This window comes from Bradyrhizobium sp. CCGB12 (assembly GCF_024199845.1).
Taxonomy (GTDB): domain Bacteria; phylum Pseudomonadota; class Alphaproteobacteria; order Rhizobiales; family Xanthobacteraceae; genus Bradyrhizobium.
The window spans coordinates 748,347-771,683 of sequence record NZ_JANADO010000001.1; the positions used below are offsets into that span (position 1 = coordinate 748,347).

21 protein-coding genes and 1 pseudogene are annotated in these 23,337 nt (G+C 59.7%); 12 read left to right on the top strand and 10 right to left on the bottom strand.

Features of this window, described 5'->3' with window-relative positions; genetic code table 11:
* The first annotated feature begins 47 nt into the window (after positions 1-47).
* Complete coding sequence (locus NLM27_RS03455; protein ID WP_254142009.1) at positions 48-1,769, top strand: methyl-accepting chemotaxis protein; 1,722 nt, start codon at positions 48-50, stop codon at positions 1,767-1,769.
* A gap of 620 nt (positions 1,770-2,389) precedes the next feature.
* Here NLM27_RS03455 and NLM27_RS03460 read toward each other — a convergent pair.
* Complete coding sequence (locus tag NLM27_RS03460) at positions 2,390-2,797, bottom strand: MarR family winged helix-turn-helix transcriptional regulator (protein WP_254142010.1); 408 nt, start codon at positions 2,795-2,797, stop codon at positions 2,390-2,392.
* A 174-nt stretch (positions 2,798-2,971) separates the two neighbouring features.
* Positions 2,972-3,841 carry an amidohydrolase family protein gene (locus NLM27_RS03465; RefSeq protein ID WP_254142011.1) on the bottom strand — a complete coding sequence of 290 codons (870 nt, stop codon included), beginning with the start codon at positions 3,839-3,841 and terminating at the stop codon, positions 2,972-2,974.
* Between the two features lie 414 nt (positions 3,842-4,255).
* Between NLM27_RS03465 and NLM27_RS03470 the strand changes: the two genes are divergently transcribed.
* The 8 genes from NLM27_RS03470 to NLM27_RS03505 all read left to right on the top strand — a co-directional run bounded on the left by NLM27_RS03470 (position 4,256) and on the right by NLM27_RS03505 (position 12,859).
* A complete protein-coding gene (locus NLM27_RS03470; protein WP_254142012.1) occupies positions 4,256-5,509 on the top strand; it encodes a branched-chain amino acid ABC transporter substrate-binding protein in 1,254 nt (417 codons plus the stop codon).
* 33 nt (positions 5,510-5,542) lie between these two features.
* On the top strand, positions 5,543-6,484 hold the full coding sequence (locus tag NLM27_RS03475; RefSeq protein ID WP_254142013.1) for a branched-chain amino acid ABC transporter permease: 942 nt from the start codon (positions 5,543-5,545) through the stop codon (positions 6,482-6,484).
* 41 nt (positions 6,485-6,525) lie between these two features.
* Positions 6,526-7,716 (top strand): branched-chain amino acid ABC transporter permease, encoded by a 1,191-nt coding sequence (locus NLM27_RS03480; protein WP_309144788.1) that lies wholly within the window; start codon positions 6,526-6,528, stop codon positions 7,714-7,716.
* Positions 7,713-8,471: an ABC transporter ATP-binding protein gene (locus NLM27_RS03485; protein WP_254142014.1), complete on the top strand. Its 759-nt coding sequence runs from the start codon at positions 7,713-7,715 to the stop codon at positions 8,469-8,471. The genes NLM27_RS03480 and NLM27_RS03485 overlap by 4 nt, the downstream gene beginning before the upstream one ends.
* Before the next feature lie 2 nt (positions 8,472-8,473).
* Complete coding sequence (locus tag NLM27_RS03490) at positions 8,474-9,178, top strand: ABC transporter ATP-binding protein (RefSeq protein WP_254148740.1); 705 nt, start codon at positions 8,474-8,476, stop codon at positions 9,176-9,178.
* 12 nt (positions 9,179-9,190) lie between these two features.
* On the top strand, positions 9,191-11,041 hold the full coding sequence (locus NLM27_RS03495) for a feruloyl-CoA synthase (protein WP_254142015.1): 1,851 nt from the start codon (positions 9,191-9,193) through the stop codon (positions 11,039-11,041).
* 178 nt (positions 11,042-11,219) lie between these two features.
* On the top strand, positions 11,220-11,978 hold the full coding sequence (locus tag NLM27_RS03500; RefSeq protein ID WP_254142016.1) for an SDR family NAD(P)-dependent oxidoreductase: 759 nt from the start codon (positions 11,220-11,222) through the stop codon (positions 11,976-11,978).
* 71 nt (positions 11,979-12,049) lie between these two features.
* The gene (locus NLM27_RS03505; protein ID WP_254142017.1) at positions 12,050-12,859 is read left to right on the top strand and encodes a crotonase/enoyl-CoA hydratase family protein; all 810 of its coding nucleotides are present in this window, start codon (positions 12,050-12,052) and stop codon (positions 12,857-12,859) included.
* Positions 12,860-13,069: 210 nt separating this feature from the next.
* Here the strand turns inward: NLM27_RS03505 and NLM27_RS03510 are convergent, their stop codons facing one another.
* Together NLM27_RS03510 and NLM27_RS03515 are read right to left on the bottom strand one after the other, a co-directional pair.
* Entirely contained in the window at positions 13,070-13,456 is a 387-nt protein-coding gene (locus NLM27_RS03510) for a hypothetical protein (protein WP_254142018.1), read from the bottom strand.
* Positions 13,457-13,530: 74 nt separating this feature from the next.
* Positions 13,531-14,520: pseudogene (locus NLM27_RS03515) on the bottom strand (integrase arm-type DNA-binding domain-containing protein); the annotation flags it as partial.
* Positions 14,521-15,033: 513 nt separating this feature from the next.
* Here NLM27_RS03515 and NLM27_RS03520 point away from each other — a divergent pair.
* Positions 15,034-15,918, top strand: a complete 885-nt coding sequence (locus tag NLM27_RS03520; RefSeq protein WP_254142020.1) for an alpha/beta fold hydrolase — start codon at positions 15,034-15,036, stop codon at positions 15,916-15,918.
* Positions 15,919-15,956: 38 nt separating this feature from the next.
* On the opposite strand, the gene NLM27_RS03525 is transcribed toward NLM27_RS03520, so the two are convergent.
* From NLM27_RS03525 to NLM27_RS03550, 6 genes are all read right to left on the bottom strand, one after another.
* On the bottom strand, positions 15,957-16,466 hold the full coding sequence (locus tag NLM27_RS03525; RefSeq protein ID WP_254142021.1) for an Lrp/AsnC family transcriptional regulator: 510 nt from the start codon (positions 16,464-16,466) through the stop codon (positions 15,957-15,959).
* A 44-nt stretch (positions 16,467-16,510) separates the two neighbouring features.
* Positions 16,511-16,663, bottom strand: coding sequence for a hypothetical protein (locus NLM27_RS03530; RefSeq protein ID WP_254142022.1), 153 nt, complete (start codon positions 16,661-16,663; stop codon positions 16,511-16,513).
* A gap of 212 nt (positions 16,664-16,875) precedes the next feature.
* A complete protein-coding gene (locus tag NLM27_RS03535) occupies positions 16,876-17,202 on the bottom strand; it encodes a hypothetical protein (RefSeq protein ID WP_254142023.1) in 327 nt (108 codons plus the stop codon).
* A 9-nt stretch (positions 17,203-17,211) separates the two neighbouring features.
* On the bottom strand, positions 17,212-18,027 hold the full coding sequence (locus tag NLM27_RS03540) for a MetQ/NlpA family ABC transporter substrate-binding protein (RefSeq protein WP_254142024.1): 816 nt from the start codon (positions 18,025-18,027) through the stop codon (positions 17,212-17,214).
* A 38-nt stretch (positions 18,028-18,065) separates the two neighbouring features.
* Positions 18,066-19,409 carry an LLM class flavin-dependent oxidoreductase gene (locus NLM27_RS03545; protein ID WP_254142025.1) on the bottom strand — a complete coding sequence of 448 codons (1,344 nt, stop codon included), beginning with the start codon at positions 19,407-19,409 and terminating at the stop codon, positions 18,066-18,068.
* A gap of 44 nt (positions 19,410-19,453) precedes the next feature.
* Positions 19,454-20,290, bottom strand: coding sequence for a class I SAM-dependent methyltransferase (locus NLM27_RS03550; protein WP_254142026.1), 837 nt, complete (start codon positions 20,288-20,290; stop codon positions 19,454-19,456).
* 373 nt (positions 20,291-20,663) lie between these two features.
* Between NLM27_RS03550 and NLM27_RS03555 the strand changes: the two genes are divergently transcribed.
* Together NLM27_RS03555 and NLM27_RS03560 are read left to right on the top strand one after the other, a co-directional pair.
* On the top strand, positions 20,664-22,103 hold the full coding sequence (locus NLM27_RS03555) for an FAD-dependent oxidoreductase (RefSeq protein WP_254142027.1): 1,440 nt from the start codon (positions 20,664-20,666) through the stop codon (positions 22,101-22,103).
* A 296-nt stretch (positions 22,104-22,399) separates the two neighbouring features.
* On the top strand, positions 22,400-23,326 hold the full coding sequence (locus tag NLM27_RS03560; protein WP_254142028.1) for a TauD/TfdA family dioxygenase: 927 nt from the start codon (positions 22,400-22,402) through the stop codon (positions 23,324-23,326).
* Positions 23,327-23,337 lie beyond the last annotated feature (11 nt).

A 23,337-nucleotide genomic window follows, 5' to 3' on the forward strand; every position in this document is an offset into this window, starting at 1 on the left:
AGTGCTGACAACTAGCAGTACCACTATGGCTGAGATGCCGATTTTTCTTGCCGCTCAATCTCAGGCCAGTGCTGGAGACGCTTGTGCTGAACAGATTGTCGATCCGATCCAAACTATTGGGCTTGGTGTTTGCCGCCGCAGTCGCCTTCTGTTGCGTCGCCGGCGCGGTGCTATGGCTTAGCTATCAGCGGATGTACGACGATCGTGTGGCGAAGCTTAAGGCCTTGGTCGAAGTTGGTGTTAGCCTGGCGGAGCAGCTCGAAGCACAGGCAGCCGAAGGCAAAATCACCCGCGACGAAGCTAAGGCGCGTTTCAGAGACGCGCTGCAGACGATCCACTATTCCGGCCAAGAATACATTTTCGCGGATACCTACGATTGCGTCGTGTTTGCGCATCCTAATCCTACGCTGTGGGGCAAGGATATATCAGGCCTAAAGGATTCCAACGGCCAGCAATTCGTCCCGGTGCTCGCCCAGATCGCGAAGACAAAGGGAGAAGGCACCCATGCCTACACCTGGCCGCTGCGCCCGAATGACACGCTCACCGCGTGGAAGTTGTCCTATGTGAAAGACTTCGCGCCCTGGAATATCTTTATCGGCACGGGGGTCTTCATAGACGACATCCGCGCCGACTTTCTCAGCATGGTCTGGAAAGTTCTAGGCGTCTTGTTTGTGCTTGCGTTGCCGGCGATCAGCTTGATTGCATTGGTCGGCGCGAGCGTGAGCGGGCGTGTTCGAAACGTCTGCGCAAAAACGCAGGCAATGGCCGAAGGCGATCTGACAGTCGAGTTGCCGGAGGCAAAAGACGGCGACGAAATCGGCCAGATGGCGCGCGCCCTCGTCGTATTCCGCGACCGGCTGACCGGCTCCCGACGAATGCAGCAGGAACAGGAAGCTGCCAAAGCTCGCGCCAGCGAGCAGCGCCGGAGCGAGATGCAGGCGCTCGCCAGCGATTTTGAGGGGGCGGTTGGCAGCATCATCGAAAGCGTGTCCCTTGCGGCAGGTGAACTCGAAGGCTCCGCAGATGCGATGTCGGCTACCGCCGAGCGATCACAGGGGCTCGCGACCACAGTGACTGTGGCGTCGCAGGAAGCGTCGACCAATGTGCAGTCGGTCGCTTCCGCCAGTGAGGAGATGGCGTCCTCGGTGAACGAGATCAGCCGCCAGGTGCAGCAATCGGCGCGGATCGCTGGCGAAGCTGTCGAACAGGCACGGCAGACCGACGCCAGAATCGGGCAGCTCGCCCAGGCCGCCACGCGAATCGGCGCGGTTGTTGAGCTGATTAACACCATTGCTAGTCAGACGAATTTGCTGGCTCTGAACGCGACCATCGAAGCCGCGCGCGCCGGCGACGCCGGACGCGGCTTCGCCGTGGTAGCCGCAGAAGTAAAGGAGCTGGCACAGCAGACGGCGAAGGCGACAGGTGAAATCAGCACGCAAGTCGCGGACATTCAATTCGCAACCAATGAGTCCGTTGTGTCGATCAAGGAAATCGGCGATACCATCGCAAAGATTTCGGAGATCGCCTCGACCATAGCATCGGCAGTGGAAGAACAGGGCGCTGCGACCCGGGAGATTGCGCGCAACGTTCAGCAGGCAGCCACCGGTACCGCGCAAGTATCACACAGCATCGCAGACGTGCGAAGTGAAGCCGGAGAAACGGGTCTGGCTTCCCGTCGGGTCTTAGCTGCGGCGAAGTCGCTGTCCGACGAAAGTGGCCGGTTAAAAAGTGAGCTCGGCCGATTCCTGGAGTCAGTGAGGGCCGCCTAATGGGCGAGTCATCGCGTCAGTGGCGCCTAGGAGGTAACTCTGAAAATATTCTGAGATCCAGGGGCTGAATCCGAGGGGGCAGGAGTTCGAACGCCTCCGAGCGCACCCAACGGGGCTCGAAACGTGTGATCCACGGTTCGACTATGGGAGGAGGTGTAGGTGCATTCGTTCGGGCATCAACTCTGCTGCGGGACGCGTTGACCGGGCGCACCCTGTTCGTGAACTGCCGATGTGCCCGAAAGCACGTCTCCTTGTCGCTGTGCAACGTCCGCGGAAAACTGAATCATGTTCCCTTCTTGAATTCTCGCGACGAGAATTGTTGAAAAGAGGAATAGTTTGTGATCAGTTGTTCTGAATTCGGGCTCATAGAAGCGAGAGAGATGTTGACTGAGACACAAAATAGTCATGCTGAAACAACGGCTAGAACTGAAGCGTCGCTCGCGATCGCGATCCTGGCGCTTGAACTTCTCGATGACGGTGACTCTTCCGCAGCGGCCAAATTGCTCGAAGATGCGCGGAGCTTTGCTTGCAACAAAGGTGCTGCGAACCGGTAAGCAGGATTATCAGAGGAGGTCAGTATCGTGGCCGGCGTTGGGCTACGCTTTCGCGGCGAAACACGACTAGTCGGATGAGCTGCGATATTTGAGCTTATAGCTATCGGCAACCTTGCCGAGTAGGCCGAGAAGAGTGTGTCGCTCGTGCGACGACAGCGCAAACACCGCCGCTCGGTCTTGCTGCAACACCTGGGCCTCGACCAAGTCGAGCAGCTGGGCGCCGGTTTTCGTCACCTGGAGCGTGACTGCCCGTTTATCTGAATTCGTGGAGGATCGGGTAAGCAGCTTGCGCTTCGCGAGATTATTGACGATCTTGGTCATATTGGACCGCTTGATCATCAATGCATTGGCGATCTCGCCCTGGTTCGTGCCGGGATTTGCTCTTGCCGCCGACAGAACCGAGAATTCCGTGCAACTTATCTCAAGGTCACCAAATCTCTCGTAAAACGCGTCCGTCAGACAGACCTGAACCATTCGCGTAACCACGCCGACGAGGCTCTCAACGCGACTAAGGTTGAGAGTCTCGCTCCGCGTATCGGCGTCCGCCGAGGCGGCATTTGTTCGAGATAAGGCCAATCTTCACTCCAGACGCATGCCACTGCATACGGTCGGAACGGTGGATTGGCAAGAGCCGTGCCAGTCCGAAAGTCACATCTGGAGAAGCTTCCGCGCGTTTTGCTTCAGAACCTTGGGCCGAATTTCCTCGCGAATGTCGAGTTTTGCGAAATCCGCCAGCCAGCGATCCGGCGAGATGACGGGCCAGTCCGAGCCGAACAGCATTTTGTCCTGGAGGATCGAATTGATATAGCGCACCAGGATCGGCGGGAAGTATTTCGGCGACCAACCGGAGAGATCGATATAGACGTTCGGCTTGTGGGTTGCCACCGACAGCGCCTCCTCCTGCCATGGGAAGGAGGGATGCGCCAGGATGATCTTCATGTCGGGAAAGTCGGCCGCGACATCGTCCATGTACATCGGGTTGGAGTACTTTAGCCGCATGCCCATGCCGCCCGGCATTCCTGAGCCAACGCCGGTCTGACCGGTATGGAACAGCGCGATCGCGCCGCTCTCATTGATGACCTCGTACAGCGGATAGGCCAACCGGTCATTAGCGTAGAAGCCCTGCATCGTCGGATGGAATTTGAAGCCTCGTACGCCGTATTCCTCGATTAGCTTCCTAGCCTCGCGGACGCCGAGCTTGCCCTTGTGAGGATCGATGCTGGCAAACGGAATCAGCACATCGGAATGCTCCGATGCGATTTCGAGCATCTCGTAATTGTTGTAGCGGCGGAAACCGGTCTCGCGCTCGGCGTCGACCGGGAAGATCACCGCGGCGATCTTTTTGGCGCGATAGTAGGCCGCGGTCTCCGGAACGGTCGGAGGATGCTTGTGCGGCGTTTTGAAATACTCCGCCATCTGGGCCTGGAAGTCGTCATATCCGTCGTCTGCATGAGTCCCGCAGGGCTCTTCCGCATGCGTGTGGATGTCGATCGCGATGACGTCGTCGAGAGTTGGCATGACCGAATGGTTCCTCTGTAGGTCGTTTAGAGCGCCGAACTTACAAATGCCTCATCCGACCGCAGCCAAGCTCATACTACAGAGATGTGTCCGAGTAAACAAAATGTCGCATCTGTATCGTCGGCGCGTAGGTCGGTCGTCTCCACGATCTCGCGATGCAATTGCTGCAGCGTCGGGCGCCTCTGGTCCGGCAAACCAGCTCGGATCCTTCGAAAAGTGCTTGGAAAGCAGGGATTTTCGCGATGCAATAAGCAGATTTGCGATGCGATCAAACGAGGATGCTCGGGCAAAACGCGTGGTGTGGTGTCATGAAATTAGGCAGGGCGATGCCTCGATTTCAGAATTGACGAGTTCGGCGATCGGTGAAATTGTTGAAAAGAGGAATAGTTTGCTTTCCTGTTATGGAGCGTGGCGATGGCTGGGCGTTTCGGTGTTTTGCAGACGGCAATGGTGATTGTTCTGGCGGGAGCGACCGGGGGGCTAGCGCGGAACGCAGCGGCCGACCCGCTCAAGGTAGCGCTCATCGAGGTGCTCTCCGGTCCTCTTGCCCCGACGGGCAAGATCTATGAGAGCATCACCCGTTATTCGATCGATAAGATCAACGCGGCTGGTGGATTTGCACAGCAGCCCATCGAGTTGGCCGTATTCGACAACGCGGGGAGCACTTCTGTCGCCAGCGATCGTTTGAAGGAGGCGATCGCGGGAGGTGCCAACCTCGTTATCGAAGGCGGCGGCTCGGCGATCGCAGCCCAGCTTTCCGAGGACATCCGTCGCCACAATCTCCGATCGCCGGACAACCCGGTGCTGTTCCTCAACGTGGGAGCTGAAGCCAGCGAGCTGACCGGAGCCAAGTGCCATTTCTACAGTTTTAGGCTGATCTCGACGGCAACAATGCGTGCCAATGCGCTGCTGTCGGTCATGAAAGAGCAAGGTGATCTCGGCGAGAAAATCTACTCGATCAACCAGAATTATTCGCTCGGACAGGAAATGGAAGCTGCAACGGAAGCCAACGCCAGCAAGCTCGGCTTCCAGATTGCCGGGAAGACACTCCACGACATGTCCCGCATCCAGGACTTTGCGCCATATGTCGCGAAGATAAAGGAGAGTGGAGCGCAGACCGTCATCACCTCCAGCTGGGGAAGCGATCTGTTGCTGCTTCTCAGAGCGTCAGCGGACGCAGGGCTCAAAGCCAATTTTGGCACGACCTACCTTGACGGCCCCGGCTATCTCGGAAGCGCGGGCGCGAGCGCCGACGGCGCATATATCGCGAACACGTACAACGTCGAGGACGACAAGTCAGAGTTCGCGGTGGACTACCAAAAAGTGACTGGACGGTTCCCGGCCTACCACGTTGAGCCGCACGTGCGGACGATGTTCAATTATGTGATGAATGCGATCAAGCCGCTGGACAAAGGCAAGGACACCAAGATCGACGTTCGGGCCATCGCCACGGCGCTGGAAGGCGGCGAATACAAGGGCACCTTCGGCAATCTGACCATGCGCAAGGAAGATCATCAGCTGATCCTTCCGATCGTCGTATCCAAAGTCAGCAAAGACGTCAGATACAAGATTGAGGGCTCGCCCTACGGCTTCCGCACGGTGAAGGTTATCCCCGGCGAGCAGGCGATCTATCCAGTGCAGAAATCCTGCGTCATGCAAAGATCCTGACCGCGGTCTCGAGCAACGGGCCGGTGCTCCCAGATGGAATTTTACGCAATTTCCCTGCTCAACGGCCTCGTGTACGGGCTCCTGCTGTTCACGGTATCGGCAGGCCTTACGCTTGTCTTCGGGATGATGGGTATACTCAATCTGGCACACGCGTCCTTCTATATGATCGGGGCCTATGTCGGTTATGTGTGCGCATCCCGCCTCAATTTCTGGATTGGATTGCTCGTCGCGCCGGTGTTCGTCGGCGTCTTGGCTGCGTTTATTGAACGGACCATGCTGAGACGCGTTCATTCGGCCGGCCACGGCCAGGAGCTGGTGTTCACCTTGGGCCTCGCCTATGTGATCGAGGAATGCGTAAAGGTACTGTTCGGCGATTACCCAGTAGACTACGGCGTACCGTCATATCTCAAGTTTAGCGCGTTCACTGTCTTCGATACGTCGTTCCCGTTCTACCGGCTGTTCATCGCTCTGGCGGCAGTCGGCATGTTTCTGGTGATCTGGCTCACGCTCGTTAAGACCAAGGTTGGTCTGGTCGTTCGCGCCGCGGAACGGCTTCCAGTCATGACCGCAGCGCTGGGCCATGACGTCGATACGACGTTCACGGCGGTTTTCGCAGCCGGGGCCGCTCTTGCCGGGATCGCTGGAGCTATCGGAGGCGCGTATTATCCGACCAGCCCGTCCATGGCGCTAAATTTCGGTGTCATTGTCTTTGTGGTTGTAGTGGTCGGTGGCCTGGGATCGGTGCTGGGGTCGTTCATTGCAGCGATCTTGATCGGCGTTCTGACGTCTTTCGTCATCGGTGTCGATCTATCGTTCGCGTCGGTCTGCGTGCGGCTCGGGTGCGGCCTCGATCCAGCGGGGGGCAAAGGTATCCTGTCCACGCCGGTGTCTTCTTTCGCCGGGGCCGTGCCATTTATCCTGATGATCGTCGTCCTGTTGGTGCGCCCGTCCGGTCTGATGGGAGAGCGAAATTGAATAAGCGGTCCCTGTTCGTCCTCTGCGGCGCCTGTCTCACGGTGGCCGTTTTTCCCTTGCTCGTTGGGGCGACCCTTCAGGCAGTCGCGACGAAGATGCTGATTGCCGCTCTTTTCGCCGCAGCTTTCAACCTGCTCGCTGGTCAGGCGGGATTGCTGTCGTTTGGCCACGCTGCCTATTTCGGTTTCGGCGCCATCGTCACGTTACATTTCATGGCGCTATCGGAGAAGGGAACGTTCTCGATCCCGACTCCGATCATGCCTCTGGTCGGCCTGTTGTCCACGCTGGCGTTCGCAACAATCGCAGGATCGTTGGTGACCAAGCGAAGCGGAACATATTTTTCGCTCGTAACGCTCGCAATTGCGGAGCTCATTCACGTCATTGCGCCACTATGGGATGACGTGTTCGGCGGGGAAGCGGGGTTGACGGCGATGCGAATGCCTTGGCATTCGATCGCCTTTGCCTCCACACGCGAAGTCTATTATTTGGTCGCGATCTGGGTCGCCATCGCTGTCGCCGCCCTTTGGGCCTTGTCGAAAACAGCCTATGGCCAGCTAGTTCGTGCGCTCCGCAACAATGAGGTTCGAGTCGAAGCACTCGGTTACAATGCGCATCTGATCAAGACGGTCGCGTTCGGAATGTCCGGCGCCTTCGCGGGCTTGGCAGGCGCGCTCCTGGCGCTCTCCAATGAGACCGCGAACTACTCGTTGTTCTCGGCCTCGATCTCGATTGAAATCGTTTTCTTTTGCTTCATTGGCGGAACGACCCTGTTTTTTGCGCCAATATCCGCCGCTGCGTTGCTGACCGCATTTCCGTTCCTGGTCTCGAACTACACTCGTGCTTGGCCGCTCTACGAGGGCATGATCTTCATGGCGGTCATGCTCTACGCCCCGAACGGGGTCGGCGTGTGGCTGGCGAATGTAATCCGAAAATGGGGCGCTGGCGGGAGCGAGGGGGGGCCGTTCAGGTCGATGAGGCCAGCCGGCGCGATACTTCCGATCGTCGGGCTCATCGTGCTGATTGAGACAATCTCCAGAGGTCACGCCTCAGGATCTCAATCGTTTCTCACCGCCTCGATCAGCTCGTACGTTCCCCTGCAGGCGCCGAACCTCCCGGCGGGCCTGGTTCTCGGAGCATTTTTGATCGTGGCAGGAAGCCTGCTTGTCCACTTGATCGGCCGTCGGGAAGCGCTGCCGCCCGATCTGGCATCGCAGCCGGGAGGTGCGAATTGACAACCGTCAAAGACATTCTTCGCGTCGATAATTTGTCGAAGAGCTACGGCGCCCTAACGATCATCTCCAACCTGTCCATGCGCGTGAAGCGCGGCGAACGGCACGGCTTGATCGGACCAAATGGTGCCGGCAAGACCACGCTCATCGGATTGCTGTCCGGCAACGTCCACCCAAGCAAGGGGGAGGTTCGCCTCAACGGAGAGAGCATCGTCGGCCTCAGGCCGAACCGGTTGAACCGGCGTGGAATTGGACGCTCATTTCAGATCACGAACATATTCAAGGATATGTCCGTTCTTGACAATGTGAAGATTGGGGTGATGTCACGTCGACGCCTCAAATGGAGGCTGTTGTGTCCTGCCTCGTCGCTCAAGGACGTCGAAGAGGAAGCAATCGAGCTCGTCAAGTCGGTTGGACTCGCGCCCTATGCGCACGCGGCAGCCGACACGTTATCATATTCGGCCCAGCGATCGCTCGAAATCGCCGTGACTCTGGCGACGGATCCAATGTTCATTCTTCTGGATGAGCCGATGGCGGGCATGTCGCGCGAAGAGACCCAGGCAATGACAGAGCTCCTCGCCCGAGTGAGCGTCGGCCGAACTCTTTTGATGGTCGAACACGACATGAGCGTCGTGTTCAGTTTGTGCGATCGGATATCGGTGCTCGTGTATGGCAGAATTTTGGCCTCCGGCACGCCTGAGGAAATCCGGGCAAATGCAGACGTGCAAAAGGCCTACCTTGGTGAGGTCACACATTGACGGTGCTCGCGATCAAGGACCTTCACGCCTATTACGGCAAGGGGCATATTCTCCAAGGTGTCAGTTTCGCCGTGCAGCCGAGCAACATCGTCTCCCTATTGGGACGTAACGGCTCCGGTAGATCGACAACGCTGAAAGCGATTATGGGGATCGTTCAGCCTTCCGCAGGCGCGGTCGAGCTCAGCGGAGAGAATCTTTGTCGCATGTCTCCGACTGCGATCGCCCGTCGAGGGATCGCCTATGTTCCGGAAGAACGGCTTGTGTTCTCCAGTTTGACGGTCGAGCAGAACCTGGTGCTCGGCCAACAGGAGCGACGGCCGGCCGCAGCCACATGGAGCTTGTCCGACATTTTTGGGTACTTTCCAAAGCTCAGGGAACGGCGGCTGCAAAGGGCCGGAACGCTTTCTGGCGGGGAGCAGCAGATGCTGACAATCGGCCGGTCGCTGCTCGGCAATCCTTACGTGCTGCTGGTTGACGAGCCGACGGAAGGGCTGGCGCCGAAGATAGTAGATAGCCTGCGCGAGGTGCTAGTCGACATTCGCGGTCGCGGAGTTGCGATCGTCCTCGTTGAGCAAAAACTCGTCATGGCACTTCAGATAAGTGAGCGCGTGGCCGTCATGGGGCACGGAGCGATCGTCTTCGAAGGATCGGTTGAGGAATTCAAGAGCTCGCCAAAGGTTCGAGCAACGTGGCTCGATGTCGCATGAGGGGCGTGAGGCATGCACGATCAAATTGAGTCTGTTTCCTATCGGGCCGCAGCGGCGCCAGCCGAATCTTGGTTCGCTGCGCCCTTAATTGAGAAGATCATACTTTCAGACGGTGGATTTATACTCAAGTCGAAGCGCGAACTAGGGCCGTTCGCCGGAAACGTCATCGAGTACTTGGCCAAGTGGTCCGTGGAGCGCCCGAAGCACACATACTTGGCGCAGCGTGGCTCGGACGGGGCGTGGGAGAAGGTGTCCTACGGCGAGGCGATGGCCCAGGTGCGAGCCTTGGCGCAGTTCCTAGTGGATAGTGGCGCAAGCGTTACTCGTCCCGTAGTGGCATTGACGGAGAACTCGATCTCTCACGCGCTGGTTCATTTGGCTGCGCTTTATGCGGGAATCCCGTTCTCAGCAATCTCGAGCTCATACTCGTCGATCCCGGACGCGTTTCCAAAGCTCCGCTTGTGCATCGAAACGCTCAACCCGAAGGTAATATTTGTCGAGAGCCTGGCGAAATTACGGGACGCCGTGGCTAACGTGCGACCGCGCGATTCAGTCGTCCTATCCAACGAGCCGTCCGAACCAGGATCAATCGCGCTGAGACATGCTCTTGCTACGGAATCACGGCTGGCGCCGGACCTATACAAGAGCTGCGGACCTGAAACGATCGCGAAGTACATCTTCACCTCGGGATCTACCGGTTCGCCCAAGGCGGTCATCAACACCAACCGCATGATCTCGTCCAATCAACAGCAACTCCTCCAAATCTTCCCGTTCCTCGACAAACGACCTCCGGTACTCGTCGATTGGCTGCCATGGAGCCACACGTTCGGAGGAAATCAGACGTTCTTTCTTACGCTGCGCCACGGTGGCACGATGAACATCGATGCGGGCAAGCCTGTTGGGGGTTCCTTCGAGCAGTCCATCCGAAACCTACGCGAGATCCAGCCCACCGTTTACTTCAACGTTCCCAAAGCCTTTGAGATGCTAGTGCCCGAGCTCGAGGCCGACACTACGTTCCGACGACACTTTTTCGGCGAACTCGACTTGATCTACTATGCGGGCGCAAGTCTGCCTCAGCGAATCTGGACCGCACTGGAGCGCATGTCGCTGGACGTGAGGGGGGAGCGCATCCCGATCGTGACGGCTTGGGGCACGACGGAAACAGCGCCGCTCGCAACCGGTGTGCACTACCACTCGTGCCGAGCCGACAATATCGGGCTGCCTGTTCCGGGCTGTGAGATCAAGTTCGCGGTCAGTGGTGACTGGTATGAGTTGCGAGTGAGGGGCGTCAACGTAACGCCCGGATATGTGGGGCGGGACGACCTCACCAGTGACGCGTTCGACTCGGATGGCTTCTTCAAGACCGGCGACGCGGCGCAACTTGCGGACGAAGACGATGCGTCGAAGGGTATTCTTTTCGGCGGACGTCTCGCCGAAGATTTCAAGCTCAACTCAGGCACCTGGGTTTCGGTCGGCGCTGTCAAGACGAATACGCTCAATGTGCTGCTACCGATTGCGACGCACGTGGTCGTCGCTGGGCACGACCGGGAAGCGATCGGGCTCCTTCTCTTCACAGACGAAGCCTCCATTCGCGGGATGTCAGCTCAGGAAGCCGGCGGTTCGTTTGAGTTGAACCACCCGGCGATACAGGCATTCATCCAGAACCGCCTCAGACAATACAACGATAACGCGCGCGGGAGTTCGGCACGGGTGGAGCGGGTTTTGTTGTTGAAGGCGCCGCCATCGCTCGCAGCCAATGAGATAACCGACAAGGGATACGTCAATCAGCGGGCCGTCCTGGCGGGCAGGGCCATGGACGTCGAACGATTGTATTCGAGTAGCGCGGACGTCATCGTGATCTGAAAAAGGTGGATGCGCATGAGTCCGAAGTCGGCGGTTACAAGGGCTGTTGAGGGTCGCGGTCGTATGAATGTGTCGTAGTGGACAATACAGTGTCGTAGTGGAATAAGTCGTGGTGGATCGGTTCGGCCAATCAGGCAGTGCCGCAAGAATCGACGAACAGAGCTGTGAGGAGTCTAAAATGAAAGTCGAGGGATTGTCAGCGGTCGTCACTGGAGGTGGCTCGGGCCTTGGCGCGGCGACTGCGAAGGCATTGGCCGTCCGCGGTGCTAAAGTTGCCGTAGTCGACCTGAATGCGGACGGCGCGCAAGCCGTTGCCCGGGAGGTGGGTGGCCTCGCGATCTCTGCTGACGTTACGAACGAAGGCGATATCGAAAAGGCGCTCGATCAGGTCGCCCAAGGGGCGGGCGTGCCACGCATCCTGGTCAATTGTGCGGGCGTGGGCGGGGCGATTCGGACCGTCGGCAAAAATGGCGCGCATCCACTCGACAAGTTCCGCCAGATTATCAACGTCAACCTCATCGGGACATTCAATATCATTCGGCTGTTCGCCCAAAACTTGTCGAAACTTGATCCAATCGGCGAGGAGCGAGGGGTCATCGTCAATACCGCGAGCGTAGCCGCGCACGAGGGCCAGATTGGTCAGGCTGCGTATGCCGCATCCAAGGCCGGCGTGATTGGCATGACCCTCCCAATTGCGCGGGATCTTGCGCAATCGCTCATTCGGGTCAACTCGATTGCCCCTGGCATTTTCCAGACGCCCCTGCTCGGCGGACTCAGCGCGGAGGCCCAGGAGAGCCTTGGTCGACAAGTGCCGCATCCGGCTCGTCTTGGACGTCCTAGCGAATACGCAGAGCTCGCAGTTCACATCGTCGAAAATCCCATGATCAACGGCGAAACCATTCGACTTGACGGCGGCATCCGTATGGGACCGCGTTAGCGCCGGATCCTGCTTGTTTGAACGACGGTTTGGCGTCATTCGCCGGCGTGCGGCGGTTGAAGGAATCTGGAATGAAGGAAGAACACTTTACGTACGAGGTCAGAGGTCCGATTGCACTGATTGGCTTCGACCGCGCCGAGAAGCGGAACGCCATCAGCGACGGTGTCATTGACCAGCTCGAGGCCGTCGTGAGACGCGCGTCTGCCGAGAGCAAGGTCGGCGTGATCTATGGGCATGGCCGGCATTTTTCGGCGGGACTCGACCTCGTCGAGTTCGCGCGAAAGTCACCTACTGAGAGCCTGTTCGGCTCACAGAGATGGCATGCCGTGTTCGATCAGATACAGCGCGGCAGAATCCCCTTTGTGGCTGCCCTGCATGGCGCGGTCATTGGCGGCGGTCTCGAACTGGCCGCGTCAACCCATCTTCGAGTCGCCGATGAGACAGCATTCTTTGCGCTGCCGGAAGGCCAACGCGGCATTTTCGTCGGTGGTGGTGGATCGGTACGAATTGCGCGAATGATGACTGCGGCGCGGATGACAGATCTGATGCTGACAGGCCGGACGCTTGATGTCGTCGAAGCGGAGCGGTTCAGCCTCGTCAACTATGTCGTTCCACCGGGAAAAGCCTTGGATAAGGCCTGCGAGCTCGCCGATAAGATCGCGAAAAATGCCCCGCTGTCGAACTACGCAATTACCAATGCTCTGCCGCGCATTCAGGATCTTTCCCAAGAAAACGGACTGTTCGTCGAGAGTTTGCTTTCGTCGTACACGCAAGGCAGTCCGGAAGCGATCGAACGCTTGGAGATGTTCGTTAACAAGCAATCAGAGCGTGTCGCGCCACCTTCGATTAGATCAGGAAACAAAGAGACGGTTTCCAGGTAGAGTTCAGGTGACAGCAGGCTATCTAACTTCCCGCGCATAAGAGGGGGCGGTCGATAAATAAAAAAATGTCTTCTTTGGCGAGTGTGCAGATGACGGCGTCACGTACCGCCACAACATGAGCCGTGCTACCGGGGGCGATGATTGTTCAGCACGGCAACTCATCGCGCTTCGAAACGTGGACCCGTCAAAAGGCGGAAGAATATTCTAACCTCAGTTCTTGCAGGAAAGCTCGAGGTCGTCCAAGTCGCGGATATCGTCTTTTGCGCCGTCTTTCGCGCTGACAAATTTCATATTCACGCGCGGCGGGACGGCGAAATCTACATCGAGAAAGGCGGTCCCCAATTTCATGGTGCTTTGGATGCGCTTAGCCGTCACCGCGCTGCTAATCAGAGCTGATACGAGTACGCCATTGCTCGGGGCCCTCGCGGCGATAGCACTCACTTTCTGCGGGTCGGTGTTGCCGTTGGACTTTAGTCGTAACCGCGCTTTAGGCGGGAGGCCCCAAGTAACTTTGAACGTGGTGACCTCATAATCCATCTGTTCGAGCAGGGGCAGAGCGTCGCCAACCTGTTGTGTGAACGAATTGAACTCTGCCATTAGTTTACCGGATGGATCGGACAGGTCGGGAAACGATAGGTCCGGCATTGAGGGCAAGGAGACGGACGGCATTGACCTGAGGCACTCTCGGCCGGGAACAACCATGCTTGCGCCTGAGAAGGATACATTTGCCTACCGAAACGAAGTGCCCGAATGAGGCACAGGATCATCTCCCGGGAGAGTGGGATATCGAAAGCTCGCTTGCTGCCCCCCTTTGGTTTAGGGATGTGCAACGTTCGTCGCCGAAAATCGATGTGACCGGGCTGAGCTTGCTGCAATGCAGTGGGCCTCGATCCACAGAGCAGCGTGAATAGATGGAATTCACGCCGGATAGGATTATCTAGTCTAGCGAGCTCGATGAACCATCCTTTCAAATCGCCAGCGCCCATCCCGGTATTCCGGCGCTCTTCCTGGTTCCAATCGATGGCGTCCGCGGGATTGTCACGCGGCAGCGATCGATTGGTTTTCCGAGCATGATTGTAAATGGCCCGAAGCGTCCGCATGCTGCCATTCGCCATGTACGGACCGTTCTCCTTGGTCAGCTGATCATGCTTTTTTGCCACGCGGGCAGGATCTCCTGCGAGCTCAAGCAGAGGGGTGTCAAGCCACTCTGCAAAGAGGCGTTCCACGTGATCGCGATAGCCGCTAATCGTTTTTTCGCTACGGCCTTTGCGTGTTAAGTGCGCTTCCAGATAACGTTGCCAAGCCTGCCTGAGGGTAACGCATGTTGCCGCAGCATTCCGACCCGTTTCGGCTTGTTCGGCGCCCCCACCTTGCCTCGCCTTCGGGTGCTGTCCTTTGCTGATCTGAGCGAGATATTCCTTGGCGATCGTGCGTGCTGCTCGGGTTGTCAGTTCGCGGGTATCTCCAATAGATACCCTGATTGTTGTTGCCCGCTTTCCTCCTAGCCTGAGATCGCCCTGGACGGTGAATGTCCTTTTCCGCTTCCCGACAACAACGAAGAAGCCCTTCAACTCGGTATCACGAGCAAGGTACCAGCCATCTTTCGGGGTGGGTAACTGGGCGATAGCCTTGTCGCTCAGGGGAATGCGAATGTCGGTCATGAAAGAGCGGCAACTGCTAAAACGGTTTTCAAACGGTTTTGGCAAACCGGGGCGTTTAAGGGTTTGGGTTCGCTGGACCGCGAAGCTACGCGACATGTCCCTCTAAATAAAAGACCTTTTTGGACGATGTCGTAGTCTAGCGCAGACTTGGAAATCGCGGCGAAGCGCCGATTATGAACTCTTAATCAGCGGGTCCCAGGTTCGAGCCCTGGTGCGCCCACCATTTCAATGGCTTAGCTAGCAATACCGTTTGAGCAGCTGATTTTTCAAACGGTGATTGTTGGCGAAAATGCAGATTCAATCTGCTGTACGGGCTAGAGTTCGCCCGGCGCGTGAACGCATTTCGCCTCTGTGGTCAGCTAGCTCGCGCTGCGGCGTGTGGCGCTTCACCCTAGGTAGCCTAGAATTGGATCGGCTGGCTGCCGATCGCCGGTCTTGCACCGTCGACATCGCCTTGTTGGCGCTGTATCCGGTTGGATCGCCGGGAAGCCAATAGCGGATCGAGACCGACCCATGTTCGAGGGATTCGAGCGCCACGAAATCCAGACAGACGGCGCGACGATCGCCGCGTTCACTGCAGGCAGTGGTCCTCCGCTACTACTTCTCCACGGCTATCCGCAGACACACGTCGCCTGGCATCGCATTGCTCCCGTTCTGGCGCGCGAACACACAGTTGTCGCTACGGACCTACGGGGATATGGCGACAGCCGCGGGCCGCAGCAGGCCGACGCCTCGGCCTACTCCAAGCGCACGATGGCGCGCGATCAGGTTGCGGTCATGAAGCAATTCGGGTTTGAGCGCTTTGCCGTCATCGGACACGACCGCGGTGCCCGGGTCGGATACCGGTTGGCGTTGGATCATCCGGGGGCGGTACGGGCCTTCGTGTCCTTGACCGTCATTCCAACCAGCGAGGTCTGGGCGCGCGCCTGCAAGGATTTCGCGCTCGGCGCCTATCACTGGCTGTTGTTCGCGCAACCCTATGACTTGCCCGAACGGCTGTTGAGCGGGGACCCCGATTTCTTCCTGAACCGGACGCTGCGAAAAATGACCACGGAGTTTGGCTGCCTGTCGGACGAAGCGCTCTCGGTCTATCGTGAAGCATTCCGGCGACCGGAAGTGCGGCATGCAATGATGCAAGACTATCGCGCCGGCGCCACGATCGACCATGAGCACGACCTCGCCGATCGTGCCGCCGGGCGGATCCTCGAGTGCCCCGTGCTGGTGCTTTGGGAGCACGGCCGTTTCAGTGAAATCGATACGCCGCTTCGGATCTGGAGGAATTGGGCCGCCGATGTTGAGGGCTGGGCCATTCCCGGCGGTCATCTCCAGCCGGAAGAACAGCCTGAGGCCGTGCTCGACGCTGTCAGGCCATTTCTCTCGCGTTACGCGACGGCCTGACAGCAAGGCCGCGGGCCGCATTCATCGCGTGTGAGATCTCAATCCGCCGCCACCGGTGGAACCGGTAGCGCGGTGATCGACTTAATCTTCTCCATCGCAAAGCGCGAGGTGACATTCTTGAGCGGCACCGCGTGGATCAGCTTTTTGTAGAACACGTCGTAGCTAAGCATATCCGGAATGACGACGCGCAGCATGTAATCGACATCGCCGGCCATCCGGTAGAACTCCATCACCTCGGGCATCGCGCTGACCGCCGTGGCAAACCGCTTCAGCCATGCATCGGAGTGATCGGAGCTTTCCACGGAGACGAACACCGAAAGGCCAAGCCCGATCTTGTTCTGGTCGACCAGGGCAACCCGTCTCAGGATCACGCCGTCGGCTTCCAGCCTCTGGATACGCTTCCAACACGGCGTCGAGGACAAGCCGACGCGGTCCCCGATCTCCGCAACCGAGAGCGAAGCGTCCTCCTGGAGGACCGCCAGTATCTTGCGGTCGATGGCGTCGAGACGGCGGCCGGTCTCGGCGAGCTGCAACGCAACGTCGGTCATGTCAAAACCTCTGTGTGATGGAAAGTTGGGCGCGTTGTCTGGCGTCAGCCGTGAGGCCCGAACAGGAAGATCTCGTAGAAATCGTCCTGCTTGTTGTCCGGGGAGCCTGTCCGCGGCCGCAGCGAGCGCTGGAACCATCCGCGTGTCTGTTCGATCAAACGAGCGAAGCCTGATTGCAGCGAGATGACGTAGCTCATGTTCACTCCGGACAACGGTGTAGGACGAGAACTCGGAAAAGCTATCACGGCAGGGATGGCGTTGAACATTGCTACACGCGTGTCGGGATCAATTTGGCTGAATCGTGCTGGCGCCGTCGCGAGGGCGGCTCAAAAATTTCACGGTGCCTGGCGGAGATGGATGATTTTGATATCCATCGCCGCGGCGAAAGCATGAAGGCATGGCCTTGCCGCTAGTCAGCCATCAGTAGCGCGAGTACTTCGGCCTGCGGGAGCCGCGGCACGGAACCCAAGTTCGACGGCCTGCGACAGGACGCCGACGCGGGATAAAGCAAGGGCATGCCCATGCCTCCGGATACGAGATACGGCAAGGCGTCGTTGGCTCGTCCATTCAAATGTGCGCCTGTCATGATGCTCAACGCGAACAGGAAGGTGATCAGCAGGATCACAGGAAAGATCAAGGCCTCGCGGATGTGGAGCTGCTCAGTCGCCGCTCGCGCGTCTATCGCGCGCTCCGCGACGGAACGACGGCCGGCCCATTCGAGCGTGAAGTCGAACATGCGCTCCACTCACTTCATGTAGTCAGGCAAAGTGAACCCGTCATAGAAGCGGTCGGCCCGGATTGCGGTCTTGAACCCGGGCGATTTGTAACCGGCGACAATGTCCTGGGCCCATTCGGCGGCGGCATTGGCCTTCTTCACGGCAAGCACGTTGATGTAGGGAGTCGTCATCTTCTCGAGCGCGAAGGCGTTGGTCAGCTTCAGCCCGCTGAAGATCGCGAAATTGCCCTGGATGGCGGCAAAGTCGACGTCGTCCAGCGCGCGCGGGGCCTGCGCGGCTTCGAGCGGGACCAGCTTGATCCCGCCGGGATTCTTGACGACGTCGAGCTCGGTGACGTCGACGGGCTTGGCGTCGCGAATCTCGATCAGGCCGAGATCGCGCAGCACCCAGAGTGCGCGCTGCAGATTGACCGGATCGTTCGGCACGGCGACGCTGGAGCCCGGCTTGATCGGCGAACCCAGCGGGTGCTTCTTCGAATAGAGACCCATCGGTGGTGTGGGGACGTGGACGATGCCAACGAGATCGGTCTTCTGGCGCTCGTTGTAGGACTCGAGGAAGATCGTGTGCTGCATCACATTGGCATCGATCTCGGACTTGAACACCGCGTTGTTGGCTTCAAGCCCCGTCGAGAACTCGACATAGCGGATCTTGTAGCCCTTCTTCTTCAGCTCCGGCTCGACGCCGATCTTGAACTCGTCGATGTAGGGGCCCGGCACGAAGCCAACCCGCAACTCCGGCTTTGCGGCTTGCTGTGCCGAGACATCTCCGGCAGCGAAGGGGGAGAGAGCCAAAAGGCCGGAGAGGAGCAACAACGCTGTCTTCATATTCACTTGCTGAGCCCGAGTTTTGATTGGGAATGCGGTCAGGCGATCGCCTTGACCGCGTTGGAGTAGATGCTGGCGGGGCGCGCGAGGCCGTAATGATCGCGCAGCGTCGTGCCGGTGTAGTCCTCACGGAACAGGCCGCGCTTGCGCAGTATCGGGACCACCTGCTCGGCGAAAACATCGAAGCCGCCGGGCAGCCAGGGCGGCATCACGTTGAAGCCGTCCGCGGCGCCGTTCTCGAACCAGGTCTGGATGTTGTCCGCGATCTTTTCGGGCGTACCGGCGATCACCCAGTGACCGCGTGCGCCGGCGAGGCGCTGCACGAGCTGGCGGATGGTCGGCTTTTCGCGATCGACAATGTCGACGACGAGCTTGAAGCGGCTGGCGACGCCGCGCGCGCTCGCGGTGTCGATCAAGTGGCGGGGAACGGGGCCGTCGAGATCGTAGCCGGTGAGGTCGACGCCGATCATCTGGCGCAGCTGGGTTAGGGAATATTCGGGCTGGATCAGTGCGTTGAAGTCCTCTTCCAGGCGCTCGGCCTCGGCTTGCGTGCTGCCGATGAAAGGGCTGATGCCGGGCAGGATCTTGATCTCGTCCGGACCGCGGTCGAAGGTGCGGGCTTGGCGCTTGATGTCCGCATAGAATGCCTTGGCCGACTCAAGCGTCTGATGCGCAGTGAAGATCGCCTCTGCATATCGGGCGGCAAAGGCACGGCCGTCGTCGGAGGCCCCGGCCTGCACATACACTGGCCGGCCCTGCGGAACGCGCGAGATGTTCAGCGGGCCGCGCACGCGAAAGTGCTTGCCGACATGGTCGAGCGTATGGATCTTGCTGGTGTCGGCAAAGATGCCGGAAGCGGGGTCGTTGACGAGTGCGTCGTCCTCCCAGCTGTCCCAGAGCCGCGAGATCACGTCGAGATATTCGCGGGCGCGCTCGTAGCGTTCGTGATGCGGGGGGTGTTCGGGCAGGCCGAAGTTCTGCGCGGCCTGCGGCGCGCTGGTGGTGACGATGTTCCAGCCGGCGCGGCCCTGGCTCAGATGGTCAAGCGAGGCAAACAGGCGTGCGAGGTTGTAGGGCTCGGTGTAGGTGGTTGACGCGGTTGCGATGAGGCCGATGCGCTTCGTGACCGCGGCGATCGCAGCCAGCCAAGTGATCGGCTCGAAGCGAAAGCGCTGGGCATAGCGGACATTGTCGGCCAGCGCCGGCCCGTCGGCAAAGAAGATCGCGTCGAACTTGCTGGCCTCGGCCCGCCGCGCCAGTTCCTGGTAAAAGGTGATATCGAGGATACGATCCGCCGACGATCCCTTGTAGCGCCACGCGGCTTCGTGATGGCCGCCGGGGTAGATGAAGAGATTGAGAACAAGCTGCCGTTGGTTGCTCATGGTTCGAATGTCCAGGTGCGATGGCCGGATAGGGACGCGAGCGACTACGAGACGGAAGGGATGGTTGGCGAGGCCGGCTTTCGCGCGAAGGCGAAGCGCAGATAGCGCGCCAGGCGCAGGCCCTCGGGGGTGCGCTTCGCCTCGACCAGCGCAGCAAAGGCCGCGTCGATTTCTGCCCGTTCCGCCGGCGAAAAGCCGCCAAGGAAGTTACCGAATGCGCTGGCCTCGGACCATCCGAGCACCGATTTCACCTCGCCGTGCAGATCGAAGAGCGAGCGCAGGTCGCTTCGGTAACCGACGAAACCGGTCTCGGCGAACAGCGCTCTGAGCTCGTCGTCGGTCGCCCCGAGCACCCGATGCGACTCGTCGCTTCTCTCGCCGAAGCCGGCCTGTTCGATCGCCTGGCGGAGCAGGATTCGCGACTCGTGAGGTTTGGTGGGATCCTGAACGTTCAGCCCGATCCGGCCGCCCGGCTTGAGGACGCGCTCGATCTCGCGTAGCGCCAGCCGCTTGTCCGCGATCCAGTGGAAGACGCTGTTGAGGTAGACGGCGTCGAATTCCGCTGGTTCAAAGCGCGAAAGATCCTCGGCGCGGCCGACATCGAAGGTCAGCGTCTCCGAGGCGCGCAGGCGCGCGATGGCGATCCGGTTCTCCAGCGGGTCGATGCCGATCACGTTGCCGTCCGGGCTGACAAGTCCCGCGGCGAACTCGGTGAGGCGGCCGGTGCCGGCGCCGATATCGAGCACGCGATCTCCTGATTTCAGGGACAGCGGGCCGATGAGGAATTTGCCGTGGTGAAACTGGAGGATGCCGGCCTGCTCGTAGGTGTGTGCAAGCTCGGGCGTGTCCCGTTCAAGGCTGATGACGCCGGCGGTCGACATCGTGCTGTCCAAAATCTCCTGCAGCCGCTGAGACGGCTTGATCGAGACGAACTCTATGTTGCCGGAGCGAGAAATGTCGATGAAATGGATTTGCGTTGTTCAGTGCAACCCGAGCATGAATCTAGCGGCGGGAGCGCATTAAGGAGATGATGTCGCGAACCGATCGTCTCAACGGAAAGAAGGCCTGGCGAGCGAATGTCCGTTGCACTTTCGGACTCGCTCGGCGCCGTCGACGAAAATCGTTCAACGCGCCGCGGCGTCATGGTGAGTTCGTTGTTCTCGCCGCCAAACAAAACCAATTCCATTTCATTGACTGAGTGTCGTTGGCTTCTACGATTTGGTCGCATCTGATGCAGACAAATCCGGGTGCAACATGTTTCAGTCCAATATCGACGACGCGGCTCGCGAGACCTTGCGGCTGCTCGGTCCCGATCCGCAGAACTGGGTTCCGGATCGTCAGGCGATCGACCACAGCGTCGCGGTCATCGGCGGTGGGCAATCCGGAAGCGCTTTTGCCTTCGCATTGCGCCGCGCCGGCATCGGCAAGGTCACGGTGATCGACGCTGCAAGTGACGCGGCCTCGTCCGGCCCGTGGCTAAGCAGCGCGCGCATGCACAAGCTGCGCACTCCGAAAAGTCTGCCTGGACCGGAGCTTGGCCTACCCGGGCTGAGCTTCCAGGCGTGGTATGAGGCCCGCCATGGCGCGGCTGCATACGAGGCGATCGATCGAATTGCTCGTGTGGACTGGGCAGCCTACCTCGACTGGTATCGCAGGACGCTCGGCATCGAGGTGCGCTACCGGACGAAGCTTCTCCGCATCGAGCCGGCGCAGGATCACCTGCGGCTTCATCTCGACGTAGCGGGTGAAGCGAGAACCGAAACCGCCCGCAAGGTCATCCTGGCCAGCGGTTTCCCGAGTAACGGCGGTCCGTCCGTTCCCGAGGTGCTCTCGCGCCATCTGCCCAAGGAGCTCTATGCGCATACCCTGGAGGCGATCGATTTCGGCAAGCTGCGCGACAAGTCGGTAGCGGTGCTGGGCAGTGCAGCCTCCGCGTTCGACGCTGCGGCGGTTGCGCTCGAAGCCGGGGCGAGGGAGGTGCATCTGTTCGCGCGCCGCGACAAGATTGCTTCGGAGCCCGTGATCAGGACGCGCGGATATCCGGGCGCATATGACAATTACGGGTCGTTGCCGGACGCGCTGCGCTGGCATCAGGCCATCCGTTTCCGCCGCGCCGGGTCGACGCCGCCGCCCGACGCGATCGCGCGCGTGGTCAAATCCCCGAACTTCCACCTGCATCTGGCGGTGTCCTGGACCTCAGCCAAGCCGTTCGGGCGCCGGCTGCTTGCGACCACGCCGCAGGGCGATATCGCGTTCGATTTCGTCATCGCCGGTACGGGCTATCAGGTCGATCTCGCAAGGCGACCGGAGCTCGCCGCCTTCGCCAGTGAGATCCTGCTATGGCGTGATCGCTTCTCGCCGGTAGCGGGCGAGCAGGATGATTTCCTCGGCGCGCACCCTTATCTTGGCGCGGGACATGAATTCCTGGAGAAGGAGCCGGGCCGTGCGCCTTACCTGCGGAACATTCACGTGTTCACCCCGGCAGCCTTCGTCAGCTTCGGCCTTCCGATCGGAGACGTTCCGAGTTTCAAGCGCGATATTCCAGGCGTCGTTGCGCGGATCAGCCGGGATCTGTTCCTCGACGACCTTCCGGCGCACGAGGCGCGGATCAACGGGCCCATCGCCGACGACTTCGAGCCGTCGCTCTATGCGTCGGCCGTCTGGCGGTCGCCGAACATCGTCGCGGCGGAATAGAGGAGAGCGCAAGTAGCAACTGGACAAGCCAAGAGCATGGTGCGTCTATTTTCCACTTGCTTCGAACTTTGGAAGCTATTTCCGAAGTCCTTGAGTTAGCATCGTGTGACTGAACAAGAGCTGCACGGATGCAGCTCTCACGGAAAGGTCCCGCCAGACGCGATTGCCGCCAGAGCGGACGGCAGTCCTGCAAGAGGATCGCTCGCAACATCACTGTTCTTCACTCCGCCGTCGCAGCAGCGATCGGCGAACGGCGGAGCCTTGTCCCAATGGATCGCGGTCTCGGGGAAGATGACATGACTGACGGAATCACCATCGACAACGTCATTCCGCGTGCGGATATCGTCAAGCGGTCCGCCCGTATTGGCGCGGAGATCAGGAACATCAGGCTCTCGGGCGATCTTCCGGACCGGACGATCGCAGCGATCAACCACGCCTTGCTCGAACACAAGGTGATCTTCTTCCGCGACCAGGGCCATCTGGACGATGCCGGGCAGGAGCGGTTTGCCGTCCGGCTCGGCAAGTTGGTGCCGCATCCGACGGTCGGCGCAACCAAGGGAACAGCGTCGATCCTCGAGCTCGACTCCGGGCGAGGCGGCGGACGCGCGGACCAGTGGCACACCGACGTCACCTTCGTCGATGCCTATCCCAAGATTTCAGTCCTGCGCGGGGTTGTAATCCCCGAGTTCGGCGGCGACACGATCTGGTCGAATACGGCCGCGGCCTATCTCGAGCTGCCGGCTCCGCTACGCAAGCTCGCCGATGAGCTCTGGGCCGTGCACAGCAATGCCTACGACTACGCGGTCAAGACGCGGGCGAGCGACGCCGACAGGAAGCACTTCGAGGAGGTCTTCACGGGGACGATCTATGAGACCGAGCACCCGGTCGTTCGCGTCCACCCCGAAACCGGCGAGCGGACGCTGGTGCTCGGCAACTTCGTCCAGCGCTTCGTCGGCCTGCCGAAATATGACGGGCAGAAGCTGTTCGACCTGTTCCAGTCGCACATCACCGCGCCGGAGAACACCGTGCGGTGGAGCTGGAGGCAGGGGGACGTCGTGATCTGGGACAATCGTGCGACCCAGCACTACGCCGTCAATGATTACGGCGATCAGCATCGCGTCGTGCGCCGCGCGACCATCGATGGCGAGGTGCCGGTCGGCATCGACGGCCGCCAGAGCGTGACCCGCATCAAGTCAGCCAAGCCGCAAGCCAAAGCCGCCTGAGGCGAGCAGGG